The organism is Acinetobacter lwoffii (genome assembly GCF_029024105.1).
GTDB lineage: Bacteria > Pseudomonadota > Gammaproteobacteria > Pseudomonadales > Moraxellaceae > Acinetobacter > Acinetobacter lwoffii.
Genome location: NZ_CP118963.1, coordinates 821,222 through 843,801 on the forward strand (window position 1 = coordinate 821,222; position 22,580 = coordinate 843,801).

The 22,580-nt window shown below is 43.7% G+C and carries 24 protein-coding genes; 10 read left to right on the forward strand and 14 right to left on the reverse strand.

The features are described 5' to 3' along the window. The 4 genes from PYW33_RS03810 to sdsA form a co-directional block, all read right to left on the reverse strand. Complete coding sequence (locus PYW33_RS03810) at positions 1–1,263, reverse strand: efflux RND transporter periplasmic adaptor subunit (protein ID WP_004280644.1); 1,263 nt, start codon at positions 1,261–1,263, stop codon at positions 1–3. A gap of 36 nt (positions 1,264–1,299) precedes the next feature. Further along, positions 1,300–1,902 (reverse strand): phosphatase PAP2 family protein, encoded by a 603-nt coding sequence (locus PYW33_RS03815; RefSeq protein WP_004645802.1) that lies wholly within the window; start codon positions 1,900–1,902, stop codon positions 1,300–1,302. Between the two features lie 152 nt (positions 1,903–2,054). Beyond that, entirely contained in the window at positions 2,055–4,103 is a 2,049-nt protein-coding gene (locus PYW33_RS03820) for a site-specific recombinase (protein ID WP_004645801.1), read from the reverse strand. A 15-nt stretch (positions 4,104–4,118) separates the two neighbouring features. Next, positions 4,119–5,096, reverse strand: a complete 978-nt coding sequence (sdsA, locus tag PYW33_RS03825) for an All-trans-nonaprenyl-diphosphate synthase (protein WP_004280641.1) — start codon at positions 5,094–5,096, stop codon at positions 4,119–4,121. Positions 5,097–5,541: 445 nt separating this feature from the next. On the opposite strand from sdsA, the gene rplU reads away from it, so the two are divergent. From rplU to PYW33_RS03865, 8 genes are all read left to right on the forward strand, one after another. Then, a complete protein-coding gene (gene rplU / locus PYW33_RS03830; RefSeq protein ID WP_004280640.1) occupies positions 5,542–5,853 on the forward strand; it encodes a 50S ribosomal protein L21 in 312 nt (103 codons plus the stop codon). Between the two features lie 19 nt (positions 5,854–5,872). After that, entirely contained in the window at positions 5,873–6,127 is a 255-nt protein-coding gene (gene rpmA, locus PYW33_RS03835; protein WP_004280639.1) for a 50S ribosomal protein L27, read from the forward strand. 246 nt (positions 6,128–6,373) lie between these two features. After that, complete coding sequence (gene lolA, locus PYW33_RS03840; protein ID WP_004280638.1) at positions 6,374–7,069, forward strand: outer membrane lipoprotein periplasmic chaperone LolA; 696 nt, start codon at positions 6,374–6,376, stop codon at positions 7,067–7,069. A gap of 170 nt (positions 7,070–7,239) precedes the next feature. Continuing rightward, positions 7,240–8,001: an RsiV family protein gene (locus PYW33_RS03845; protein ID WP_004280637.1), complete on the forward strand. Its 762-nt coding sequence runs from the start codon at positions 7,240–7,242 to the stop codon at positions 7,999–8,001. A 100-nt stretch (positions 8,002–8,101) separates the two neighbouring features. Further along, a complete protein-coding gene (serS, locus tag PYW33_RS03850; protein WP_004645799.1) occupies positions 8,102–9,373 on the forward strand; it encodes a serine--tRNA ligase in 1,272 nt (423 codons plus the stop codon). 69 nt (positions 9,374–9,442) lie between these two features. After that, positions 9,443–10,825, forward strand: a complete 1,383-nt coding sequence (cysG, locus tag PYW33_RS03855) for a siroheme synthase CysG (RefSeq protein ID WP_004280635.1) — start codon at positions 9,443–9,445, stop codon at positions 10,823–10,825. Positions 10,826–10,895: 70 nt separating this feature from the next. Further along, positions 10,896–11,372, forward strand: a complete 477-nt coding sequence (locus PYW33_RS03860) for a tRNA (cytidine(34)-2'-O)-methyltransferase (protein WP_004280633.1) — start codon at positions 10,896–10,898, stop codon at positions 11,370–11,372. A gap of 89 nt (positions 11,373–11,461) precedes the next feature. Next, the gene (locus PYW33_RS03865) at positions 11,462–11,944 is read left to right on the forward strand and encodes a hypothetical protein (protein ID WP_004645798.1); all 483 of its coding nucleotides are present in this window, start codon (positions 11,462–11,464) and stop codon (positions 11,942–11,944) included. A gap of 68 nt (positions 11,945–12,012) precedes the next feature. Here the strand turns inward: PYW33_RS03865 and PYW33_RS03870 are convergent, their stop codons facing one another. The 6 genes from PYW33_RS03870 to rpoD form a co-directional block, all read right to left on the reverse strand. Next, entirely contained in the window at positions 12,013–13,404 is a 1,392-nt protein-coding gene (locus tag PYW33_RS03870) for an APC family permease (RefSeq protein WP_004280630.1), read from the reverse strand. Positions 13,405–13,671: 267 nt separating this feature from the next. Then, on the reverse strand, positions 13,672–14,856 hold the full coding sequence (locus PYW33_RS03875) for an iron-containing alcohol dehydrogenase (protein WP_004280629.1): 1,185 nt from the start codon (positions 14,854–14,856) through the stop codon (positions 13,672–13,674). A 1-nt stretch (position 14,857) separates the two neighbouring features. Beyond that, positions 14,858–15,391, reverse strand: coding sequence for a hypothetical protein (locus PYW33_RS03880; RefSeq protein WP_004645797.1), 534 nt, complete (start codon positions 15,389–15,391; stop codon positions 14,858–14,860). Between the two features lie 74 nt (positions 15,392–15,465). Further along, entirely contained in the window at positions 15,466–16,125 is a 660-nt protein-coding gene (lipB, locus tag PYW33_RS03885) for a lipoyl(octanoyl) transferase LipB (RefSeq protein WP_004645796.1), read from the reverse strand. A 151-nt stretch (positions 16,126–16,276) separates the two neighbouring features. Further along, entirely contained in the window at positions 16,277–16,564 is a 288-nt protein-coding gene (locus PYW33_RS03890) for a YbeD family protein (protein ID WP_004280625.1), read from the reverse strand. Positions 16,565–16,677: 113 nt separating this feature from the next. Then, positions 16,678–18,564: an RNA polymerase sigma factor RpoD gene (gene rpoD / locus PYW33_RS03895; protein WP_004280624.1), complete on the reverse strand. Its 1,887-nt coding sequence runs from the start codon at positions 18,562–18,564 to the stop codon at positions 16,678–16,680. Positions 18,565–18,963: 399 nt separating this feature from the next. Here rpoD and PYW33_RS03900 point away from each other — a divergent pair, with 399 nt between their 5' ends. Together PYW33_RS03900 and PYW33_RS03905 are read left to right on the forward strand one after the other, a co-directional pair. Next, entirely contained in the window at positions 18,964–19,170 is a 207-nt protein-coding gene (locus tag PYW33_RS03900; protein WP_004280622.1) for a PA3496 family putative envelope integrity protein, read from the forward strand. Positions 19,171–19,241: 71 nt separating this feature from the next. Further along, the gene (locus tag PYW33_RS03905; RefSeq protein ID WP_004645792.1) at positions 19,242–19,766 is read left to right on the forward strand and encodes a YecA/YgfB family protein; all 525 of its coding nucleotides are present in this window, start codon (positions 19,242–19,244) and stop codon (positions 19,764–19,766) included. Between the two features lie 71 nt (positions 19,767–19,837). On the opposite strand, the gene PYW33_RS03910 is transcribed toward PYW33_RS03905, so the two are convergent. From PYW33_RS03910 to trhO, 4 genes are all read right to left on the reverse strand, one after another. Next, positions 19,838–20,263: an ABZJ_00895 family protein gene (locus PYW33_RS03910; RefSeq protein WP_004645791.1), complete on the reverse strand. Its 426-nt coding sequence runs from the start codon at positions 20,261–20,263 to the stop codon at positions 19,838–19,840. A gap of 28 nt (positions 20,264–20,291) precedes the next feature. Continuing rightward, positions 20,292–20,909 (reverse strand): DedA family protein, encoded by a 618-nt coding sequence (locus PYW33_RS03915; protein WP_004645790.1) that lies wholly within the window; start codon positions 20,907–20,909, stop codon positions 20,292–20,294. 87 nt (positions 20,910–20,996) lie between these two features. Next, positions 20,997–21,275 carry a hypothetical protein gene (locus tag PYW33_RS03920; protein ID WP_004280617.1) on the reverse strand — a complete coding sequence of 93 codons (279 nt, stop codon included), beginning with the start codon at positions 21,273–21,275 and terminating at the stop codon, positions 20,997–20,999. 206 nt (positions 21,276–21,481) lie between these two features. Next, complete coding sequence (gene trhO, locus PYW33_RS03925; protein WP_004645789.1) at positions 21,482–22,414, reverse strand: oxygen-dependent tRNA uridine(34) hydroxylase TrhO; 933 nt, start codon at positions 22,412–22,414, stop codon at positions 21,482–21,484. Between the last annotated feature and the right edge of the window lie 166 nt (positions 22,415–22,580).

Genomic DNA, 22,580 nt, shown 5'->3' on the forward strand with positions numbered 1-22,580 from the left:
TTATGCATTTGCAGCAGGTTTTTGTTCAGGTTTCTCTTTAGCATCATCTGCCTTTTTCTCGCTCGTTGCAGGCTGTTGCGGTGCAGCACCTTGTGGCGCAGCAGCTTGAGGTTGATAAGGTTTTGGTACAACTTGCTGTTCAGGTTTTACTTTCGCAATACCATCTACAATCACTTTATCGCCTGGATTCAGACCTTCAGTCACAATCCAGTTGCTGCCTTGGGAACCAACGGTAGTCACTGGACGTGGCGTCACTTTATTGTCAGCACCGACCAGCATCGCCATCGCCTGACCTGTTGGGGTACGGGTCAAAGCTGCTTGCGGAATCAGGAACGCATTCGGTACTTCACCCTGTACGATTTGTGCAGTGGCAAACATACCTGGCAAAAGCAGGTGATTTTTGTTCGGGAATACCGCACGTAAAGTCACGGTACCTGTTTCCGGGTTCACGCTGGCATCAGAGAATGCAAGACGGCCTTCAACCGGGTAGATACTGCCATCTTCAAGCTTCAACTTGACTTTGGTGTTGTTCGAGCTGTTCAAGCTGCCTTGGTTAAGCTGTTGACGTAAACGTAAAAGCTCGGCACTTGACTGGTTGATATCTACATAGATTGGATCTAGACGCTGAATTGTCACCAATGGCTCTGGCTGATTCGCTGTTACCAAAGCACCCGCCGTCACCGATGAACGGTTGGTCTGGCCTGAAATCGGAGCGCGTACAGTCGAATAGCCCAGGTTGATTTCGGCATTACGCAAAGTTGCGCGATTGGCATTCAAATCAGCTTCAGCCAGTTTGACCTGTGCCGCGATGTCATCATATTCCTGTTTGGAAATGGCATTGGTACCGACCAGTTGACGGTAACGGCCTTCCTTCACACGCAATACGCCCAGATTGGCTTCAGCACGGGCAATCGCTGCACGAGCATTGTCCACTGTAGTGCGGTTGGTGCTTGAATCGATTTCATACAAGGCCTGACCTTCACGCACATAGCTGCCTTCCGTGAACAAGCGTTTAAGCACCACGCCACTGGCTTGTGGACGTACATCTGAAATTTCAAATGCTGTTGTACGACCTGAGAGCTCTACAGACTGCTCTACACTTTGCGGTTGTGCAACAAGAACACCGACTTCAGTCGGTGGCATTTGTTGTTGAGCACCAGCTTGCTGGCCCTCTTTAGGATCTTTGCTACAACCAACAAGTGCAAGACTTGTTGCCAATGCGCAAGCAGTCAGGGCAGGTGCCCAAAGCTTTGCAGACATCATTATTCCACCTCTAATTAGATTTATATCTAAATTTTCTTATTTGTGAGCCGCGCAATATCTGATCCAGACCATATACCACAACGAAATCCAAATAAAACTGATACTCCAGCCGGATATGACATCTGAAGGAAAATGTACGCCCAGATAAACTCTTGAGATCCCCATCATCAGCATCCATACCACTGCACCTATCACGATGAGGGTATAACGGGAATGTTGCCGATGGATGTAAATTGCCAAACAAGCCAGACAAGCCGCATATAGACTATGGGCACTTGGAAAGGAACTTCCAAAGCTTTCAACCAGATGCAAGGATTCTGGTGGTCGGGGTCGGGCAATTGCAAATTTCAACAGCCAAGCTAGGAGAATTCCTCCGATAATTCCGATACATATAAAAATTGCGTTTGTATACTTTTTATACCACAGCAATGCAATACACCATAGCGTGGATAAAAATAATACAAATGGCATGCCACCTATTAAGGATAAGGACTGAGTAATTTGATTCCAAAACTCGGTGCGATAAAGACTCATCCATTCCACAGCTTGCAAGTCGAGCTCGTTTAAAGCGGGAATATTCAGGATGAACACACTGAAAATTAAAAATAAAATACCGACAAAAAGTAACAAGTAATGCATGCCAAAAATCCTTGTCCTTTTAACCGTTCGCAGATCGGTCAATTGTCTGAAGCAAAGTGTACTTGTCAGTACACTTTTTTTCAAGTGTGCGTATTTTATGCGAATTCCATTTTTTTCGTAAGGAATTTGTTGCTAAATATAGTGTAATTATCTCAGTTTTGAGTTTTTGTCGATGTATGATTTTCGTCAATTTCAATGCTTTGTTTGGGTGGCCAGAAGAAATCACTAGGTCGGGTCAGGAAGTGCGTCATGACCAGTTTTGCCAAAGGTTTCCACTGTTCAAAACGCACCCGGCGTGCGCGTAAGGCTACAATAATCGTCAAAGTGAAACTGACAAACAAGTTGGTCAGGCCAATGAGTAACACACCCAGAAAAGACACTACGATCAAGCCGATATCGGGACCATTGATCGTAATTAGACCCTGAATAAAGTTGGCAGAGGCAAAGGCGATATGGCGAATATCCAGTGGCAGACCGAGAATAAAACCAATGGTGCCCATACTGCCGAGCATGATCCCAAAAATAAAATTACCCGCCAGTGCACCCAAATTACGTTCGATATAGTCAGCAAAACGGTAAAGACGCTCTTGCCCCATCAGCTGCGATAACCGCACATGGGCTTTCAGGCGCGGACCGACTTTGCGATAAACGGCCATATTGTCAAAATAACCGGCCAATAATCCGGACAGGAACAGACATACCCCGGCAATCGCTGCATGCGGAATTGCCAACGAAGTAAAAGGATTCAGGTCATGCAGGGTTTTGGCAGCCTTGGCATGATTCATTAAAGGTTCATGCAGCGCAAAATCCCACAGCAGGGTAATCAATGCTGCTACGGGAATTGCAATCGAAATATTGCCCAAAATGGCGACAAACTGGGTGCGGATGATATTTACAATCAGCGCGGCCAGCTCGGCAATTTGAGCCATTTTCGAGCCTTTACGCTGCTGTACAGTAGCCGCCAGTGCGGCAGCAGTCATCGCCGGTTGTTTGGTCGCTACGGTAAAATGCAGGACATGAATCAGCATAAAGCCTAGCGAATAGTTCATGCTGTAGCTAAAAGCCTGCATTAACGGAGCCATGGTGAGGCGTGTCATCAGAACTTTTAAGGTGGCCATTGTCGCGATGATGGCACCAGCACCTGCAGCCGATTTATACATGGCCAGAAAGCCTTGCTTGTCGGTACTCACATAATGCTCACCGGTCTTGCTGGCATTTTCAGTGACCTGTAAAGCCAAAAGTTCACTATTGGTGGCCAGCAGGGCCCGCACACTGCGTTCGCTATAAATTGCTTCAGTAATGTCCGCCATAAATAGGCCAATGGATTGATAACGCAGATCATCGTCATCCATGACCATATTCAGCAGAATCTCAACCCGTTCCAGACACTGTTCTAGCAGTGCCAGCATATAGGTCAGGCTGACACTGACGCCAGTCCGCTTGGTAGAACGGCGAATCTTGGCCACGACATCATGACATTGTTCCAGCATCACCAGTGCTTGTGAGGCATCCGGTGGGGTAATCGAATCGACTAGGGTGACTGTGTTGTAACGTTTTTTATATTCCTGAATAAACTCGTTAATCTCACGATTCTGTACCAGAAAAGGAGATTCATATTCCATCAGTTCAGGCTGGGCATTAATAAATTCAGGGTGCAGACCAATACCACTGATCCGGTAAGACAAAATGGTCAATGCCTTGATCAGTTGGTCTTTAATTCGGGTTTTTTCAGGCTGATTGGAATGTCCCTGATTCAGGACTGAAAATAAACGTTGCCAGTCATCTTCATCAAAATAATCCAGCCAGTATTTATCGGTACGCTGATAAAAAACCTTGCGGAATAATTCCTGGAGTTGCTGATGGTCGGGAATCAGCGGCAAGACATGTGCACCAAGGCGCTGGTTTAGCTGGTTCCAGAATCCATCTAGAGACAAAATGCCGGTATCGGAAAACAGACCGGTCTGTTTATAGCGGTTAATGATCCGCAGGGTAAAGGTTTGAAGCGTGGCAACCGCATTCGGGGTGAGTAATAAAGCCCGGATAAATGCATTGAATTTCGCTTTGATCTCTTCGGTATTTCTGCTGTCTTCAGGTCTGATTCTTTCAACCAGTTCAATCAGAAGATTTTCATCCAGCACCGCCCGAGGTTGTTCAAGCTGGTGTTGCATGTTTTGAAAAAGATCTAGAAAATTAATATGCATAGGCGAGTTTAAAAGTTACTGAATTCGGTGTAGGGCCAGTTTGGCCAGATTAATCAGGGCCTGACGATATTCGGAGTCAGGTAATGCCTGTAAGGCATCAATTGCAATTTCAGTTTCTTCTGTAGCACGTTGACGGCAATAATCCAGCGCACCAGATTCATTGACAATTTGAATGACCTGTTCCAGATGTTCCGTACCGCCAGTCGCAATACTGCGACGGATGATTTCATGTTGCTCACCGGTGGTGTTTTTCAGTGCCGCAATCAATGGCAGGGTCGGTTTACCTTCCATGAGATCATCACCAATATTTTTGCCGAGCGTGTCCGCATCGGAGGTGTAATCTAAAATGTCATCAATAATCTGGAAAGCATTGCCGAAATGTCCGGCAAAGGTTTTTAAAGGCTGACGGAATTCATCTTTATCCGACAAAATAGCAGCACCTTCGGTGGCCAGTTCAAACAGGCGCGAGGTTTTGCCATGAATAATATTCAAATAAGTCGCTTCAGTGGTTTCCGGCTGATGCTGGGATTGCAGTTGCAGCACTTCACCTTCAGCAATTTCACAGGTACCGGTCGAAAAATCTTTGAGCAACACCATGTTGTTCAGATCGACCAGCAAATCAAAAGCACGTGAAATCAGAAAGTCACCCACCAAAACCGCAGTCTGGTTATTCCAGGTCGCATTGGCCGTCGGGCGGCCGCGACGCAGACCGGATTCATCTACTACATCATCATGCACCAGTGTTGCGGTATGCAGCATCTCAATGATTGCAGCCAGTTTGCGGTGCGGTTCTAAATTTTCAGCACCACACGCCTTGGCGGCCAAAAGGCACATAATCGGGCGCATACGTTTGCCACCCGCTTCTACCACATGTTTGCTGACGGCCATCACTAATGCAACTTTTGAGGTAATTCCTTCATTAATGAATGTGTCCATCGCAGCAAAGTCGTTAGCAACAGGAGCGAGAATATCTTGCTTAAAGTCGATGGTCATGTGAAAGAAAACCTCTAGTCTGGTAAATCGCTGGGCGTAGTTTAACAATTTATAACATGAGTGAAACCTAAGAAATGCATAAACTCCACTAAAAATCAGCTTTTTATAGATCTTATGTAGATTCGATCCATATTTCGAGCCATAAAAATCAGGAAAGGTCAGGGGCGTCGCCCTATTCGTCAGGCTGAGTATATTAATCAAACTGGCCGGATTTCTGCTGTATTATTTTGTTGCTGAATATATCTTGAGTATTTGATTTGATAGAAATTATTTAATAGTTAAATAATTAGCGCATCCTGCTCATTATTATTTCAGTAAAATGGCTTGTTGTTTTTTTGAATATCCCTTAAAATCCTCGCCCTTAGATATCCCCCCAGTGGCGTACGTCTTAAGTTCGATATATTCCTTTATCGGCACGACGACACGGGCTTGTTTGGAGTACATTATGTACGCAGTAATCCAAAGCGGTGGTAAACAGCACCGTGTAGTTGAGGGTGAAACCCTTAAAGTAGAATTATTGAAAGCTGAAACTGGCGCGACTATTACGTTTGATGACGTATTGATGCTTGTTAACGGTGAAAGCATTCAAATCGGTGCTCCAGTTGTTGCTGGTGCTACTGTAACTGCTGAAGTAGTTAGCCATGGTCGTCACGACAAAATCCGCATCATCAAAATGCGTCGTCGTAAACACTACCGTAAACAACAAGGTCACCGTCAATGGTTCACTGAGTTGAAAATTACAGCTATTTCAGGCTAATTACGAGGAGTAAATAGACATGGCAACTAAAAAAGCCGGTGGTTCGACTAAGAACGGTCGTGATTCGAATCCTAAGATGTTAGGTGTTAAAGTTTACGGTGGTCAAACTGTAACTGCAGGTAACATCATCGTTCGTCAACGTGGTACTGAATTCCACGCTGGTCAAAACGTTGGTATGGGTCGTGACCATACATTATTTGCTACTGCTGATGGCGTAGTAAAATTCGAAGTGAAAGGTCAATTTGGCCGTCGCTACGTATCTGTTGACGCGTAATCCGCTAAGATAGAAAAAAGCCCACGGTTACTGTGGGTTTTTTTATGCCTGAAAATTAATGTTTAGATTAATCGACATTCAATCATGTAAAAATTGTCCTGAAATCTTCATGATGATGAACAAAAAAACCGATTTCGAATTAATAACAATACAAAAGTTCTTATTTTCTATCATTTTAGCTTTTAATTTTCGTTTAAGATGAGCTATCAAATAAATTGCGATCACGCTAAATATAAAGGTGAAATTATGAATATGCTTCGTAAAACCGTCTGTGCTATGGCTCTGGGTGCAGTGACTTTAGCACCGGTGATGAGTACAACCGTGTTTGCTGCACCTGTGGCAGCTTCGGAGCAACAGGCAACAGCCAGTCTGGTCAAACAGCTCAATCATGTGCGTAGCATGACTGCAAATTTCGAGCAAAGCACCAAGGTAACCAATCCGAGAGCAACCCAGAAAAAAGGTTTGACTGCACAACATATGAACCAAACCTTTAAAGGGGTGATGAAAGTCGCGCGTCCGGGTAAATTCTATTGGGAAACGACCGCACCGTCGAAGCAAGTCATTGCAACAACGGGTAAAACCGTATGGATTTATGATCCGGACTTGCAGCAAGCCGTTCGTCAAAGCTTAGATGAGCAAGTTGCCAATACGCCGGCGTTATTGCTGTCAGGAAACACCAGTCAGATTATGCAGTCTTACCGGGTGACTCAGCCAAATAAAGGCAAAACCTATTACACGCTGTATCCTAAAAATACCGATGGTGTGTTTGAAAGCCTAACCATTAGCTTTGGCGCAAACAAAGCACCAAGCTTGATGATCTTGCAGGATTCATTGGGACAAACCACCAATATCAAATTTAGCAATGTAAAAGTAAATAGCAGTATTCCAGCCTCTACCTTTAACTTTACCCCACCAAAAGGTACGGACATCATTGATCAATAAGCATCAATATGAACCAGATAAAAAAAGCAACCTTTCGAGGTTGCTTTTTTATTGCCGATCATCAGGATTGTTTTGGACAGACTACAAGGTTCAGCTATATCTAAACACGAGAGCATCTTAGAATAAATAAAAGTCGAGTCAATGAAATTGCAAAATTTTGGGAGCTCAGGATGAAGATTAATCTATTTAAAACTGCTGAAATTTACGCTGTTTTATTACTCACTGTAGGTATGTTGGGTTGTCAGCCTCAATCTAGCTCAGTGGCAACGCTGGCGCAAACAGATCGGGTTGTGCAGATTGAAGGCAAGACCGTTCCTGTGAAAGGGGCAGCCAAAGTGGTATGTGAAATAGAAGGTTGTGTACGCTTTGATCTACAAACGGTGGACAGCAATATTGACTGGATTAATCAATATTTTATTGAGCGCATTCAGCATACCGAACCTGTTGCATTCACCAAAGTTACCCAGAAAAATCCTAAAAAAGCCGATGAACCGCATTATCTGGATCAGCGCTTTATCAAAGCGGAATTTGTCGGTCAGCGTGCCCATCTGGCGACTTTTGCTTTAAAAAGTTCCAATCTGGCAAGGAATAAAAATGCTTCTCTGAAACATGTGGAATATATCAATTTTGATCTAAAACAGAACAAACGTTTGGCTTTGTCTCAACTGTTATTAAATGGCGGTGAGCAGAAACTGCTGAATGCGATGTATCGAACCAATACTCAATGGCTGAATACGCAGGGTATTCAACAACAGCAGTTAAAATTGAGTGATAACTATTATTTTGATACAACAGGTCTGGTGATGGTGTATCCGGCAGGCGAACTAGCTCCGGCAGCAGCAGGAATGCCTGAATTAAAAGTGTCATATGCGGATTTAAATGAAGTGATTCGCCCTGAATATTTAGCCATTTTGCAGCAGACAGCTTCCTAAATATTGTGCTAATAGGACGCAGCCGTGGTCTTGGTCACTGTATTTTTTAATGCTAAGAGCTTACACTATAGCCAGTTTTTTTCTTCTGCAAAGATTGATTATGATCGACCCGAAATTACTCAGAAATAATATTGAGGCTGTAAATGTAGCCTTGGCAAAACGTGGTGTTCAACTCAATGTTGAAGAGTGGGCATCCCTAGAAGCACGCCGTAAAGAGATTCAGTCCAAGACAGAAACACTGCAAGCTGAACGTAATGCCGGTGCCAAACAAGTCGGTCAAATTAAAAAAGCAGGTGGCGACGCATCTGAAATCATGACTCGCATGTCTGCGATTGGTGATGAAATCAAAGCGGCTGAAGCAGCACTGGCTGAACTGCAAGCTGAGCTTGAAGAAAAATTATTATCTATTCCAAACTTGCCAGATGAAGCTGTGCCTGAAGGTAAAGACGAAAGCGATAACGTGGAAATCCTGAAATGGGGTACACCACGTGAATTTGATTTCGAAATCAAAGACCATACGGATCTGGGCGAAATGATGGGCGGTCTTGAATTTGAAACCGCGACCAAATTAACTGGTTCACGCTTCAGTGTATTGAAAGGTCCATTGGCGCGTTTACAACGTGCCATTACCCAGTTCATGCTAAATACGCATACTGATCAAAATGGTTATACCGAAGCCTATGTGCCTTATCTGGTCAATGCAGATTCATTGCGTGGGACTGGTCAGCTGCCTAAATTTGAAGAAGATCTGTTTAAGCTGCAGGGCGAAAAAGAGTTTTATCTGATTCCAACTGCTGAAGTGCCAGTGACGAATTTCGTACGTGATGAAATTATTGATGCAGACCGTCTGCCACTGAAATATGCAGCGCACACGCCATGTTTCCGTAGTGAAGCAGGTTCTTATGGTCGTGATACCCGCGGTTTGATCCGTCAGCACCAATTCGACAAAGTCGAAATGGTTCAGATTGTAAAACCTGAAACTTCGATGCAAGTGCTTGAAGAATTGACTGGCCATGCTGAAGGCATTTTGCAAGCACTCGGACTTCCATATCGTAAAATTTTACTTTGTGGTGGTGACATGGGTTTTGGTGCGACCAAGACTTATGACTTGGAAGTTTGGGTACCAAGCCAAAATACTTACCGTGAAATTTCATCTTGTTCAAACATGGGTGATTTCCAGGCGCGTCGTATGAAAGCGCGTTACCGGGCTGATCAGAAGAAAACTGAATTTGTACATACCTTGAATGGTTCAGGTCTGGCCGTGGGTCGTACTTTACTTGCAGTGATGGAAAACTATCAACGCGCTGATGGCTCGATTGAGATTCCTGAAGTATTACGTCCATATATGGGTGGTGCGACTTATATCGACTAATTGTCGATCTCTGCATCCCTAAATGTGCATGAAAATTGCATAGACAGATTTAAAATTTTGAGGTAGTTCGTGGATATTTTTCCAATCTCGTTAAAGTTGCAACAGCAACCTTGTCTGATTGTCGGTGGTGGACATATTGCATACCGTAAAGCACTTTTACTTCAAAAAGCAGGTGCAGTCATTCATGTGATTGCGCCTGAAATTGAAGAAAGTCTGCTGCGAATTGTGCAAAATAGCCAAGGACAATATGTGCAGGCGGCTTTTCATCCTGAAGTTGCGTTACATCCATATCGACTAGTGATTGCGGCGACTGATGATGCCGAGACCAATCGTCAGGTCTTTGAACTGTGTGAAGCGGAAAATGTCTTGGTCAATAGCGTTGATGATCCACCGCATTGCCGGTTTATGGTTCCTGCGATTATTGACCGTTCGCCTTTGGTGATTTCGGTGGCATCGAATGGCACGTCGCCGGTATTATCGCGTCAGATCCGTACCCAACTGGAAACGACTATTCCGCATGGAATGGGCAAGCTGGCTGAATTTTCAGGAAAATGGCGCAGTGCGGTTAAGGCTAAAATTGTCAATCCGGATGAACGCCGTATTTTCTGGGAAGATTTATATGCCAGTTCGCTAAAAGAACAGGTGTTCAACGACAATATCGCGGAAGCAGATCGCCTGATTGAGCAGGCCTTACAGGAATGGCAACAGCCGAAAGGTGAAGTCTACTTGGTCGGTGCGGGTCCGGGTGATCCAGAATTGTTGACCTTAAAAGCCTTGCGTTTAATGCAGCAAGCCGACGTGGTCATTTACGACCGACTGGTTTCAGCGCCAATTATGGAGCTGTGCCGCCGCGATGCGGAAAAGATCTATGTCGGTAAGGCACGTTCCAATCATGCGGTTCCGCAAGATGGGATTAATGCCTTGTTGGTGAAATATGCCAGTGAAGGAAAGCGGGTTTGTCGTCTGAAAGGCGGTGATCCATTTATCTTCGGGCGTGGCGGTGAAGAGATTGAAGAACTTTTTGCGGCAGGTATCACTTTTCAAGTGGTTCCAGGGATTACCGCAGCTTCAGGCTGTTCAGCCTATGCCGGTATTCCATTAACCCATCGTGATTATGCGCAAAGTGTACGTTTTCTGACAGGTCACTTAAAAGAAGGTTCACCCGAATTGCCTTGGAGTGAGTTGGTCTATGAAAACCAGACCTTAGTGCTCTATATGGGGTTGGTGGGACTGGAGAAAATCTGTGCAGAATTAATCGCTCATGGTCAACGAGCCGACATGCCAGTGGCCTTGGTTTCTAAAGGTACGACGCCTGAACAGAAAGTTGTAGTAGGAACGCTTGCTGATATTGCATCCAAAGTGTCCGAACATCAGATTCAAGCCCCGACTTTGACCATTATTGGTGAAGTTGTACGCTTACGTGAACAATTACAATGGCATGAGCGAGGATAAGCAAAGCACTGCTTTGCCTAAGCGCAAGACGAATGTCGTGTCTGAATTAAATATATTAAGTGAGTAAGCTGTGATCCACGTTGTTTTATATGAGCCTGAAATTCCTGCAAATACAGGCAATATCATTCGTCTGTGTGCCAATACCGGAGCACAGTTGCATCTGGTCAAGCCGCTGGGTTTTGAACTGGATGACAAAAAACTGAAACGTGCCGGTCTGGATTATCACGAATATGCCAATATGCAGATTTGGGAAAATATCGAAGACTGTCTGGCTGATCTGGCAAGTAAAGGCATTGGTCTGGATGCAATCTATCCATTGACCACCAAAGGTTCTGAAACACCGCATACTTCGGATTTAAACCGTCCTGTGGCCTTGTTAATGGGGCCGGAAACTCGTGGTCTGCCTGAACATGTTCGTCTAATGTTTCCGCAAAAGCACTGGATTCGTTTACCGATGGCAGAGAACTCCCGAAGTTTGAACCTATCGAATGCCACAGCAGTGATTGTGTATGAAGCTTGGCGTCAGCAGGGTTTTAAAACGCTTTAAGCTGATATTTGTAGTAATTCTAAAAGCTACCTTTGGGTGGCTTTTTTATTTTGTGTAACAAATAGATAAACTGCTTTTCACTTCATTGTATGCTTGAGTTTATAACTTCATCAAATATAACAAAAGGTGCAGCCTTGAAGCCTCTATTAAAACTTATCATCGCATGTTGCCTTGGATCTATTGCGGCTTCCGTGAGTGCGGAAGAGGGCAGTGCCGCCACATCGGCAACAAAGGAAGTTCAGCCCATTACTCAGGCAGAAATACAGCAGGGTTTGCTAAACATGCAGAAACGCTTAGATACGCGTATTGAAAAATGGGGGCAGAGCCTGAATTCAGATGATTTTCAATGGACTTGGCGGGGGCGTAAATTAAAGCCTGCCAAGCGTGAGGAAGTCTGTGATATTTTTCAAGATGTCGTGGATGAAATGTATCAACTGGCCGTCAAGAATAAAGCCCGTTTAGGTCCGGAAGAGCAAAAGTTATTGTCTAATCGCAGTCTGTTTATTGAGAAACTGGGTTATGAAAATAATCGGGTCAATACCCAGATGGGTTTTGATTGCTATCTGCATTAGTAAAATCAAAACATGACAGACATAAAAAAGGCGCATGAAGCGCCTTTTTTATTTGAAGAAAAACGATATTATTTATCGTCAAATTCATTGTGCTGAGGAGCAGGGTGCTTGAAGCCTTTGGTTTTATAACCTAAGTACAAGATACCGCCAAATGCCCAGATCAGACCATATTTAAGCGAAGCTTCATCGACTTCTAGCCACAGAGCAAAGACTGAAATGAAGCCAAGTAAAGGAACCACGACAAAGTTCATGATCTCTTTAGCACTCTTGGTACGACCATCACGTAATGCATAACGTGAAATCACCGACAAGTTAACGAAACTGAATGCAGTTAAGGCACCAAAGCTGATCAACGACACCACAAAATCAAGATCCATAAAGCCAGCAGTTAAAGCCACTGCACCAGCGATTAAGATGTTGTATGAAGGTGTATAGTTTTTCGGGCTAATATGACCGAAGATCTTCTTGTTGATTACGCCATCACGACCCATCACGTACATCAGACGTGATACACCCGCATGTGCTGAAATACCAGAAGCCATGACTGTCACAATTGCGAAGTAAAGTACGACTGTCTTAAACGCCACGCCACCTACAGCTTGTAAAATATCCGGCTGTGTTGCAGCGATATCTTCAAAGTAAGTTTTTGGATCATTCGGGAAGAAGATCTGCATAAAGTAAGTACTGATGATGAAGATGATACCTGCCAATAATGCAGTCAAGAAAATCGCTTTAGGTAAGGTTTTCTCAGTATCTTTGGTTTCTTCAGCCAGAGAACTCAAAGAGTCAAAACCTGTGAATGAGAAGCACAGTAAGGTTGCACCGGTAATCAGGGCAGCAACAGAAGTAAACTCATTCCAGAATGGCTCTAAACTCCACAGTTGATACTTTGCATCGACCAGTGTGCCATCTGCATTTACGCCACCTTCCAAAAGTTGGTAAACCATCCAGGTGAAGTATGCAATGACGCCCAATTGTACGAATACAATCATACTGTTGAAATTGGCAACAAATCTCGCACCGCGAAGGTTGATCGCAGTCATAAAGGCGGTTAAACCAATGACCCAAACCCAATGGTTCATATCTGGGAAAAGTGCTTCCAGATAAATCACCGCCAGAATGATATTGACCATTGGCGATAACAGGTAATCCAGTAAGGATGACCAACCCACCATGAAACCTACGTTTGGGTGGATGGATTTTTGCGCATAGGTATAGGCCGAACCCGAAGAAGGGTAGCGACGAATCATATGACCATAACTCAAGGAGGTTAACAAAATTGCAATCAGTGCAAAAATGTAAGAGGTAGGAACGTGGAAGTTACTTTCTTCAGATACCAGACCAAATGTATCAAACAAGGTCATGGGTTGAATATAAGCTAAACCAATAATAATGATGTGCCAGAGTCCCAGCGTTTTTTGCAGTTTAGCTGCCGATTGAGTCCCAGAGATATTAGTCAACGGCGTTATCCTCTTAATCGTTGATCAAGGATCAGTCATATTTATAAGGATCGTTTGAGACGAACGATCCCCCCTACAGTTTTCTATAAAAGTCCGCCAATCTACTTGAAAAGAACGGCTTTTGCTAGCTATTTTTTTGACTTTTGTCCTGCATAAAATGTGCCATTCAAAAATAGAAATCGAATTTTTTCTTATGCAAGATAAAAGCCTGATGCTTAAAAAAACATCAGGCTAGAATTTCGGCTATATTGGCTTATTTTTCAGTAATTACCAAGCCTTTTTTAAGATAGATTTTAAATCTTCTAGGGTGGCTTCTTTCGGGTTATAAATGATGGAACCATCATTCAGGGCTTTCTCTGCCACTTCATCGAGCTGGGCTTCAGAAATCTTACCGGTTTCACGTAATGTGCGTGGTAATTTGGTCAGACTGTAAATGCGGTCACGCATGGTCAGAATCGTCGCAATGGTTTTGTCAGCACGTAGATGCGCTGGCGTTTGTGCATAAATATCAGCACCCGCCAAAGGCAGGAGCAGATCTGCGATTTTATCGCCATTGACCTCTTTGTTGTATTCCAGCACATAAGGCAGGAATAAGTTCATGCATAAACCATGCGGCAGATGTACCACTGCACCCAATGAGTGCCCCAATGAATGCACAATGCCGACCATCGAGTTGGAAAATGCAATTCCCGCCATGGTCGATGCCTGTGCCAGTTCCAGACGGCCTTGTGCATCGGAAGGGTTGTCCAGCACATTAAATAGATGGGTACTTATCTTCTTGACTGCGGCAGTGGCATAAGCATCCGAAATTGGATTGGCTGCCATGCAGGTATAAGCTTCAACCGCATGAGTCATAGCATCCATTGCGGTCATGGCGGTTAAATGCGGCGGCAAGGTCTGGGTCATGCGGGGATCCAGAATCGCAGCATGCGGCATCAGATAATAAGAGGCGAACGGCATTTTGACGTTCTTTTCAGTGTCCGACACGACAGCGACCATGGTCACTTCTGAACCTGTACCAGACGTGGTTGGAATCACAAAGAACGGTTTCAGCGGTTTAGGCAGGTTATGTGCACCCGAATATTTCAGCAGGTCATCACCGCCTTCAGAGACTAGAATATTGGTTGCCTTCGAGGTATCAATGACTGAACCACCGCCCACAGCAATGATCGCATCACAATGATTTTCGCGATACAGCTTTGCCGCACTGCGTACTGTACCCAAGCTAGAGTCGGGTGGTACGTCATCAAAAATCGCTACAATTGCAGCATCCGCCATTTCAAATGCAGCTTCAATCGGTGCCAGCAGATTGTTGGCACGGACGCCTTTGTCGGTAATGATCAGCGGACGTTTGGCCCCCAAAGTCGCAAGTTCAAACGGAATATGTTCTAACGCGGCATGACCGGCAATCACTTTGACCGGACAGAAAAATTCATAATAAGGTTTAGCCATGTTATACACTCCGTTTCAAATAGGATTGAGCGATTTTCAGATAAATACTGCTCGCTTCGCTTAGTTTTTCTTTTAGGCTCAGATTGCTTGGATATTCTTTCACTGCCAGTTGTGCCACCATTTTCGGCAAAATCAGCGCTTCCATTTTATTCAGGCAGCGTACCAGACGAATGGCATTGGAAATATCGCCATCAGCAATCATACGGTCATGGGCAAAAGCCTGTGAGGTACTTTCCTGAAAAGAAAACACCAAAAAGGCATGGTGCAGATGTTTAAAGGTAATGATCAAATCAGGTGCTTTTTCCAGATTTTTAACCAGTTCCAGTTGTTTATCCTCAGTGACCCGCGCCACAAAGGCCGGGCCATGCGGAAAGACTTTCATGGAAAGAGTAAAATTTTCTGGAAAATGGGCCACTTCCTGTTTGATTTCTTCATCCACCTGACTTGCCATGACCAGACCTCGGCCAATCACATCCATCATGAGTTTGACATAGGCAAGCTGCAAAGCGGGTTTTACGGATTTAGTCGCAATCACGTGATGATCCCTATCTCAATATTATTGGTTTAGAGTAAATACTCTAATTTATTTGGGGCTGAAATGCAAAGGCTTTATCTTTGCTCGACAGTTACTTGCTTAAAGTACCCGCTGTGACGCAAAGTTTCAATAATTTCAGTGCACAACTGGCTGAATTGAGGCGGTTGTTCGAGCAAATCACTCATGCGTACCATTTCCAGTCCTGCATAGCCACAAGGGTTAATGGTATTGAATCCGCTTAGGTCACAATCCAGATTTAGGGACAAACCATGATAGCTACGGCCTTTGCGAATTTTAAAACCAAGTGAGCCAATTTTGCGTTCAGCAACGTAAACCCCGGGGGCATCCGGTTTGGCATAGGCATTAATGCCATATTTTTTTAGCAATTCGATCATCAGGTTTTCAGCATAAGACACCAGCGTGCGCACATTCCAGCCCAGACGATTCAAGTCAAACATGAAGTAAGCCACCAATTGACCGGGACCATGCCAAGTCACCTGACCACCACGATCGGTCTGAATCACCGGAATATTGCTTGGTATTAAAATATGTTCCGGTTTGCCTGCCTGACCTTGAGTCAGTACATCCTGATGTTGCAAAATCCACAATTGATCCGGGCTATGTTCATCACGGGTTTCCGTAAATGTTTTCATTTCCAGAAAACGATCTTCATAAGGTGTGAGGTCGTGATATTGGCGAATGATCAGCTCGGGCTTTTGCAGCACATCAGTCACAGGAAGTGTCCTTGGTAATTATAAAAAACTGGTCATAATTATAATGATTTCGGCATGAAATAGGGGTGAGATCAGCAATATTTCATGGGTATCTTAGCGCTGTATAGGCATAAAAAAAACACGCCCGGAAGCGTGTCTTTTGTATTTTCGATTACAGTGCTGTTTTAATTAGCGGGCAAGCGGCCAAATCTGCATATACTGCATGAACCTGTTCCAGTTCCAAAAAGCGCAGTTGTGCGGTAATGGAATGGTATTTTCCAGTACGTGATGGCGTAATACTGACGCTATCACCTTCAAAATCTGGAAAATGTTTTAGAAAAATATCAATGACAGCATGACGCAATTCATCGCCCGCAAGGCCAATCAGTTTAATCGGATAATCCATAGGGAAAACCCAAAGATGTTCTTGAAGTTCACGAGATGGTGTACGGTCTAACATGGTAGTCCCCCTGATTTGAAACGCCTGCAATCATGCAGGCGTTTGGGTTTGTCTTGGCTACTTAAATGGAGACTGATGATCAAATTTCAAGTCTCCAGAATAAGCATCAAATCTTAATCATTCTCAAGGAATGAACGTAAGTGTTCTGAACGCGATGGATGGCGAAGTTTACGCAGCGCTTTCGCTTCAATCTGACGAATACGTTCACGTGTTACGTCAAACTGTTTGCCCACCTCTTCCAAAGTATGGTCGGTCGGCATATCGATACCAAAACGCATTTTTAGGACTTTGGCTTCACGTTCAGTCAGGTTTTCCAGAACTTCACGTGTCGCTTCTTTCAGGCCTTCAGACGTTGCCGCATCAATTGGTGAAGTGATGTTGCTGTCTTCAATGAAGTCACCCAGATGTGAATCTTCATCATCACCGATCGGTGTTTCCATCGAAATTGGTTCTTTGGCGATTTTCAGTACTTTACGTACTTTAACTTCGTCCATTTCCAGACGTTCGCCCAGTTCTTCAGGAGTCGGTTCACGACCCATTTCCTGTAGAAGCTGACGAGATACACGGTTGATCTTGTTGATCGTTTCAATCATGTGTACCGGAATACGAATGGTACGTGCCTGATCCGCGATCGAACGGGTAATCGCCTGACGAATCCACCAGGTCGCATAAGTCGAGAATTTATAACCACGACGGTATTCAAACTTGTCTACGGCTTTCATCAGACCGATGTTACCTTCCTGAATCAGATCCAGGAATTGCAAGCCACGGTTGGTATATTTCTTCGCAATCGAAATTACCAGACGCAAGTTCGCTTCAACCATTTCTTTCTTGGCACGACGTGCTTTGGCTTCACCGACGGCCATACGTTTGGCAATGTCTTTAATGCCTTTTACATCAAGGCCAAGCTCTTTCTCGATATCGGCAATTTTTTGCTGGAAGGCCAATACGTCTGGACGTACTTTTTCCAGATAAGCTTTCTGGTCTGCAGGTGTTTTTGCGATCTGCTCATCTAACCAGGCTGGATTCGATTCTTGGCCCGGGAAGCTGGTACGGAACTGGGTGCGATCCATACGGCCACGACGTACTGCATAACGCATCACTTCACGTTCTGCACCACGAATTTGATCATGGGTACCACGAATCATTTCAGAAATGATATCAAATAGACGCGGGGTAAATTTGAACATCATGAATACAGTTGCAAGTGCCTGCAAAGCTTCTTCAGCCTGTTTGCTGTCACGACCATGTTTTTCAATAGTTGCTTTGGTATTCAGCCACGCATTTTCCAGTTCAGTAAAACGCGCTTTAGCAATTTCAGGATCTGGACCAGAATCTGCTTCTGATTCATCATCAGAATCTGCTTCTTCTTCCTCTTCATCATCGTCCAGTTTTACATCTTTGGTCGATTTTTTCGAGTCAGTCTCATCTTCAGCAAGAACCGCTTCTTCTTCTAGAACTTCAGGAATTTCTTCATCTGATTCAGGATCTAAATAACCTGATAAAAGGTCAGCAAGACGGCGTTCACCCGCTTCATAATCTTTGTATTCTTGCAGTACCACTTCTACCGCATTCGGCCAGTAAGCAATCGAGTGCAAAACATCACGAATACCTTCTTCGATGCGTTTTGCGATGCTGATTTCGCCTTCACGAGTCAGAAGTTCTACTGTACCCATCTCACGCATATACATACGTACAGGGTCAGTGGTACGACCTGGCTCGTTTTCTACCGAGGCAAGTACGGCTGCAGCTTCTTCTTCTGCAACTTCATCCGCCGCTTCTGCAGTATCTTCGAACATCGTATCATCAGATTCAGGCGCGCGATCATGTACCGGAATACCAACGTCATTCAGCATCTGAATGATGTCTTCAATCTGCTCGCTTTCTGTGATGGAGTCCGGCAGATGATCGTTAACCTCAGCGAAGGTTAAATAACCTTGTTCTTTGCCTCGGCTAATCAGAGCCGCTACTTGAGAAGTAGGGGAAGTCATATCGCTCATCTTTTGCTTACTCTTCGTTGAATCTGTGGCAGTAAAAAACCGTACAATGCTGCACGATTTAAGCTCGTTAAATTTAGTGAATAGCCTATATATTTCATCAGAGAATTCAGCATGAAAGCTGTCTGATAAAATATTTAAAATGAAATTCAGTAATTTAAGATGGGGGTGAATTTGTTGTTTTCAAGTTCATCCCATGCGTGTCTGTTTATGACTCAAAAAAGGAGAATCAAAAAACATAAGGACGCAGGGTGGATTATATCATGGCACACAATTGAGACAGAAAAAACCCCTAATTACAAATTAAAAATACGAAAATCCAAATAAAACTTGACTTGTTTTTTTAGGCACGATAAATAGCGCTTAAATCCTTTTACATTTTTCACTCATGAGGAAGTTTTAGTGTCTTCTACAGATTTTGAACTAGATGATAACTTCGGTGAAGATGATGTTAATTTCGATGAGGCTTCTAGCAAGCTCAGTGCTAAAGAGTCGTTGGAAAAACGTCGTCTGATCGATGATCTACTGACCCAACGTCGTTTAGAGCGCGAACTCAAAGATTTTGACTATGACTTCGACGATGACGACGATTTTGATGACGAAGATTAACGAATTCGGATTTAGCATAGTCTGAATAAATGCTATGCTAAACCTTTCGGTTTTCTAAGTTTGGATGTTAGATGAGTGCTTTAGATTTAGACCTGTTGAGTGAATATCTAGATGGTGACCAAAATGAACATGGTCTAGATTTCGCGGCAACCCATGGTTTCTTATGTGCTATTGCAGTAGGCCCAAAATTCGACAAATGGTTAGACGAACTTTTTGATAGTAATCAAAAGAAAGTGCCTGCAGAAATCATCACTCAGGTGCAAGTATGGTTAGAGTCTATTCGTCAAAGCTTAGCCAATGAAGAAGGGATTACGTTCCCGTTTGAAATTGAAGAAGCAGATACTGAATCAAGCTTGGGTGACTGGAGTGTGGGCTTTGTAGACGCCATGTTCCTAAACGAAGACGCTTGGTTTACTGAAGAATTTGAAGAACAACTGGTGGATTTAACCCTGCCAATCATGGTCTTCAGCGGCATTGATGATGAAGATCCACAAATGGAAACTTTCCGTCGCAATGGCCAGTTAATGGATGAACTTGCAGAAGAAATTCCAGAAAACTTAAATGAATTGTATCTGATGTATCACACTCCAGAATAATTCATAAAAAAAGCACCGCAGGGTGCTTTTTTTAGCTTTGGCCTTTTTGCATCTTTGAGAGCTGCTCGATCCTATTTTCTTTCCAAGCCTGTACGCTTGGCCAGACTATAGCGTGCATAAGCATTGTAGGCGATATGGAACAGTAAGGCATGTAAGGCAATACTTGCAGCCACCAGGAATGAATTTGTTCCTCTTCCTGTATAGGTGATGGTTCTATAAATCTCATCTGTCTGCAGGTTCATCCAGATGACCACTACTAAAAAGATAAACCCGAATGTCATAGCAATGATAGTAGAGCCCCAGACCAGTTTGCTTTTCTCTTGCTGAGTCGGCAAACGAAGTTCTTTCTTAACAAAGTATCGGGCACTGAGAAAGGCAGAAGCAATCAGGGCAGGAATCAGCAGAATGGCGCCCAGATTGAATACATAGATGAGTATGCCTACCAATAGAACCAAGGTCAGATAAACGGTGGCAAAATATTTTAGATAATGCGACATCGTTTTAATCTCCTTAAGGCATCTTCCCTCAGGATGGACGATTTTTACGCTGCTGTCTACGGTAGAAAATCCAGATAATAATTACCACAACAATGGCAATAATCACATAACTGACTTTACTGAAAATTTGCTGCATCAAATGCTGGTTTTCGCCAAAATAAAATCCGACACACGCCAAAAATGTGGTCCAGATGATGGTTCCAAGTGCGCTATAAAACATAAATTTCCAGAAGGGCATATGACTCATGCCAGCAGGAATGCTGATCAGCGAGCGAACCGCAGGAATCATGCGGCCAAAGAACACAATCCGGTGACCATAATGCTCAAACCAACTCAATGATTTTTTTACATCTTCTGATTTAATAAATAAATATTTGCCATAACGATCGACAAATTTAAAAATAGAATCACGGTTAAATTTATAGCCAATCCAGTACAGCAAGGCAGCTGCCAGCAGGGAGCCGATACAGCCGGACATGATTACCCCGACGAGTATTAACTCGCCCTGAGAGGCTGAATAGCCCGCGGAAGGCATAATAATTTCGGAAGGGATTGGCGGGAAGACATTATCCAGGAACATGAGCAGAGCAATGCCCCAGTAGCCCAGTTGCTCCATAACGGAAATAATCCATTCGGTCAGATTCATATGATTGGCAAAATAAAAAATACTGCCTGTATCCTAAGCAGTATTTTTTGTGCGGTAAAGTCTTGGAATATAAATGATCAGGCAGAATTAGCTATGCGTCAGGGTATAAATATAAACTTTACGTAAGAAATAGGCCAAGCAGATCGGCAAAATACTTAGCAGGATAAAATGCATGATGCTGGTATTGATATGGTAACCAATGAAAAGCGCCAAGATCGCGCCAATAACGGTTCCCAAGATAACGACGAACAGATGTGATTGCTGTTCAAGCTCTTCAGAAATTTGATGAAGCCGTTGCAACTTTATATTTTCTTTTGGTTGAAATTGAACCAGATTGTCTGAATCTCGAGCAAGTGAGCCTGCCATTTTATATTCCTTTTCACTTAAAAATTTTAGTTAATAATGAAAGACTTAGCTTGTAAATCACCGTATCATTAGACTAACAATCTTGTTTGGAAAAAAATGAGGTTCTTGGTAAGGAATTGGTAAGAGTTTTATTGCTGTTGTGATTTTTATGTAAACAAAAAACCCTCCGAAGAGGGTTTTTATATATTTCATTACAAAAGGCCAAATTAGAGGCGTTTGCGTTTTGCTGCTAAAATTTGTGATTGACGCATACGGAAACCTTCTTTTTGTTTCTCCGAGGTTTTGTCAATACAGTACACACAAGAGACACCATGTTCATAACTTGGGAGGGCAACTTCTTCTGGAAGTAAAGGCCAGCCACACGCATGACACTTGGTATTTTGGCCTTCTTCAACACCGTGCGTTACGGCAGTACGACCATCAAACACGAAGCATTCACCTTCCCACATGCTTTCTTCAGCCGGGGTTTCTTCCAGGTATTTTAGAATACCGCCTTTCAGGTGATACACTTCGGTAAAACCTTCTTGTAGAAGAAGTGAAGTGGATTTTTCACAACGAATACCGCCAGTACAGAACATGGCAATTTTCTTGTCTTTGTGCTGTTCCAGATTATTTTTCACGTATTCAGGGAATTCGCGGAAGCTTTCAGTTTTCGGATCAATCGCGCCTTTGAACGTACCTGCTTTGTATTCGTAATCGTTACGGGTATCAACCAGAATCACGTCATCACGTGCAATCAGTTCGTTCCATTCTTTTGGATCAAGATAGTGACCGACTAAATCACGCGGTTTCACTTCCACGCCTAAAGTCACGATTTCTTTTTTTAATTTAATTTTCATTTTACGGAATGGTTTTTCAGAACTGTCAGATTCTTTGTATTCCATTTCGTTAAAACCTTCATTCAGAAGGAACTGGTGAATTTGATCAATCGATGCACGGTCGCCTGCAACCGTACCGTTAATGCCTTCACCTGCCACAATTAGAGTACCGCAAAGGTTGATGGATTTTACCAAGTCCAAAAGACGTTGCTGAAGATCGGCAGGATCTTGAACTTCTTTGAATTGATAAAGTGCGGCAACAACCCAACCAGTCGTCGCTTGCTGTTCTACAGGTGCAAGCTGTTCTACAGTAGCGTTCATGGAATACTCCAACGTAGCATGATAATTTGAAAGGCGCATATTTTAGCTTGATTCGAGTGAATAAGCGAGTAAAACGCAAGTCTTTTAACAGGCTTCAATTCATGAGGGAGAGCGTGTATAGTCATGCCCGACCCAGGATTTTGTGCAGTGATGCAGATACTGAAAG

Bases quoted from the DNA above. Each gene is read 5' to 3' on its own strand.
- PYW33_RS03810 (WP_004280644.1), bottom strand. From the start codon at position 1,263: ATGATGTCTGCAAAGCTTTGGGCACCTGCCCTGACTGCTTGCGCATTG.
- PYW33_RS03815 (WP_004645802.1), bottom strand. From the start codon at position 1,902: ATGCATTACTTGTTACTTTTTGTCGGTATTTTATTTTTAATTTTCAGT.
- PYW33_RS03820 (WP_004645801.1), bottom strand. From the start codon at position 4,103: ATGCATATTAATTTTCTAGATCTTTTTCAAAACATGCAACACCAGCTT.
- sdsA (WP_004280641.1), bottom strand. From the start codon at position 5,096: ATGACCATCGACTTTAAGCAAGATATTCTCGCTCCTGTTGCTAACGAC.
- rplU (WP_004280640.1), top strand. From the start codon at position 5,542: ATGTACGCAGTAATCCAAAGCGGTGGTAAACAGCACCGTGTAGTTGAG.
- rpmA (WP_004280639.1), top strand. From the start codon at position 5,873: ATGGCAACTAAAAAAGCCGGTGGTTCGACTAAGAACGGTCGTGATTCG.
- lolA (WP_004280638.1), top strand. From the start codon at position 6,374: ATGAATATGCTTCGTAAAACCGTCTGTGCTATGGCTCTGGGTGCAGTG.
- PYW33_RS03845 (WP_004280637.1), top strand. From the start codon at position 7,240: ATGAAGATTAATCTATTTAAAACTGCTGAAATTTACGCTGTTTTATTA.
- serS (WP_004645799.1), top strand. From the start codon at position 8,102: ATGATCGACCCGAAATTACTCAGAAATAATATTGAGGCTGTAAATGTA.
- PYW33_RS03865 (WP_004645798.1), top strand. From the start codon at position 11,462: ATGCTTGAGTTTATAACTTCATCAAATATAACAAAAGGTGCAGCCTTG.
- PYW33_RS03875 (WP_004280629.1), bottom strand. From the start codon at position 14,856: ATGGCTAAACCTTATTATGAATTTTTCTGTCCGGTCAAAGTGATTGCC.
- PYW33_RS03890 (WP_004280625.1), bottom strand. From the start codon at position 16,564: ATGTTAGACCGTACACCATCTCGTGAACTTCAAGAACATCTTTGGGTT.
- rpoD (WP_004280624.1), bottom strand. From the start codon at position 18,564: ATGAGCGATATGACTTCCCCTACTTCTCAAGTAGCGGCTCTGATTAGC.
- PYW33_RS03905 (WP_004645792.1), top strand. From the start codon at position 19,242: ATGAGTGCTTTAGATTTAGACCTGTTGAGTGAATATCTAGATGGTGAC.
- PYW33_RS03910 (WP_004645791.1), bottom strand. From the start codon at position 20,263: ATGTCGCATTATCTAAAATATTTTGCCACCGTTTATCTGACCTTGGTT.
- PYW33_RS03915 (WP_004645790.1), bottom strand. From the start codon at position 20,909: ATGAATCTGACCGAATGGATTATTTCCGTTATGGAGCAACTGGGCTAC.
- PYW33_RS03920 (WP_004280617.1), bottom strand. From the start codon at position 21,275: ATGGCAGGCTCACTTGCTCGAGATTCAGACAATCTGGTTCAATTTCAA.
- trhO (WP_004645789.1), bottom strand. From the start codon at position 22,414: ATGAACGCTACTGTAGAACAGCTTGCACCTGTAGAACAGCAAGCGACG.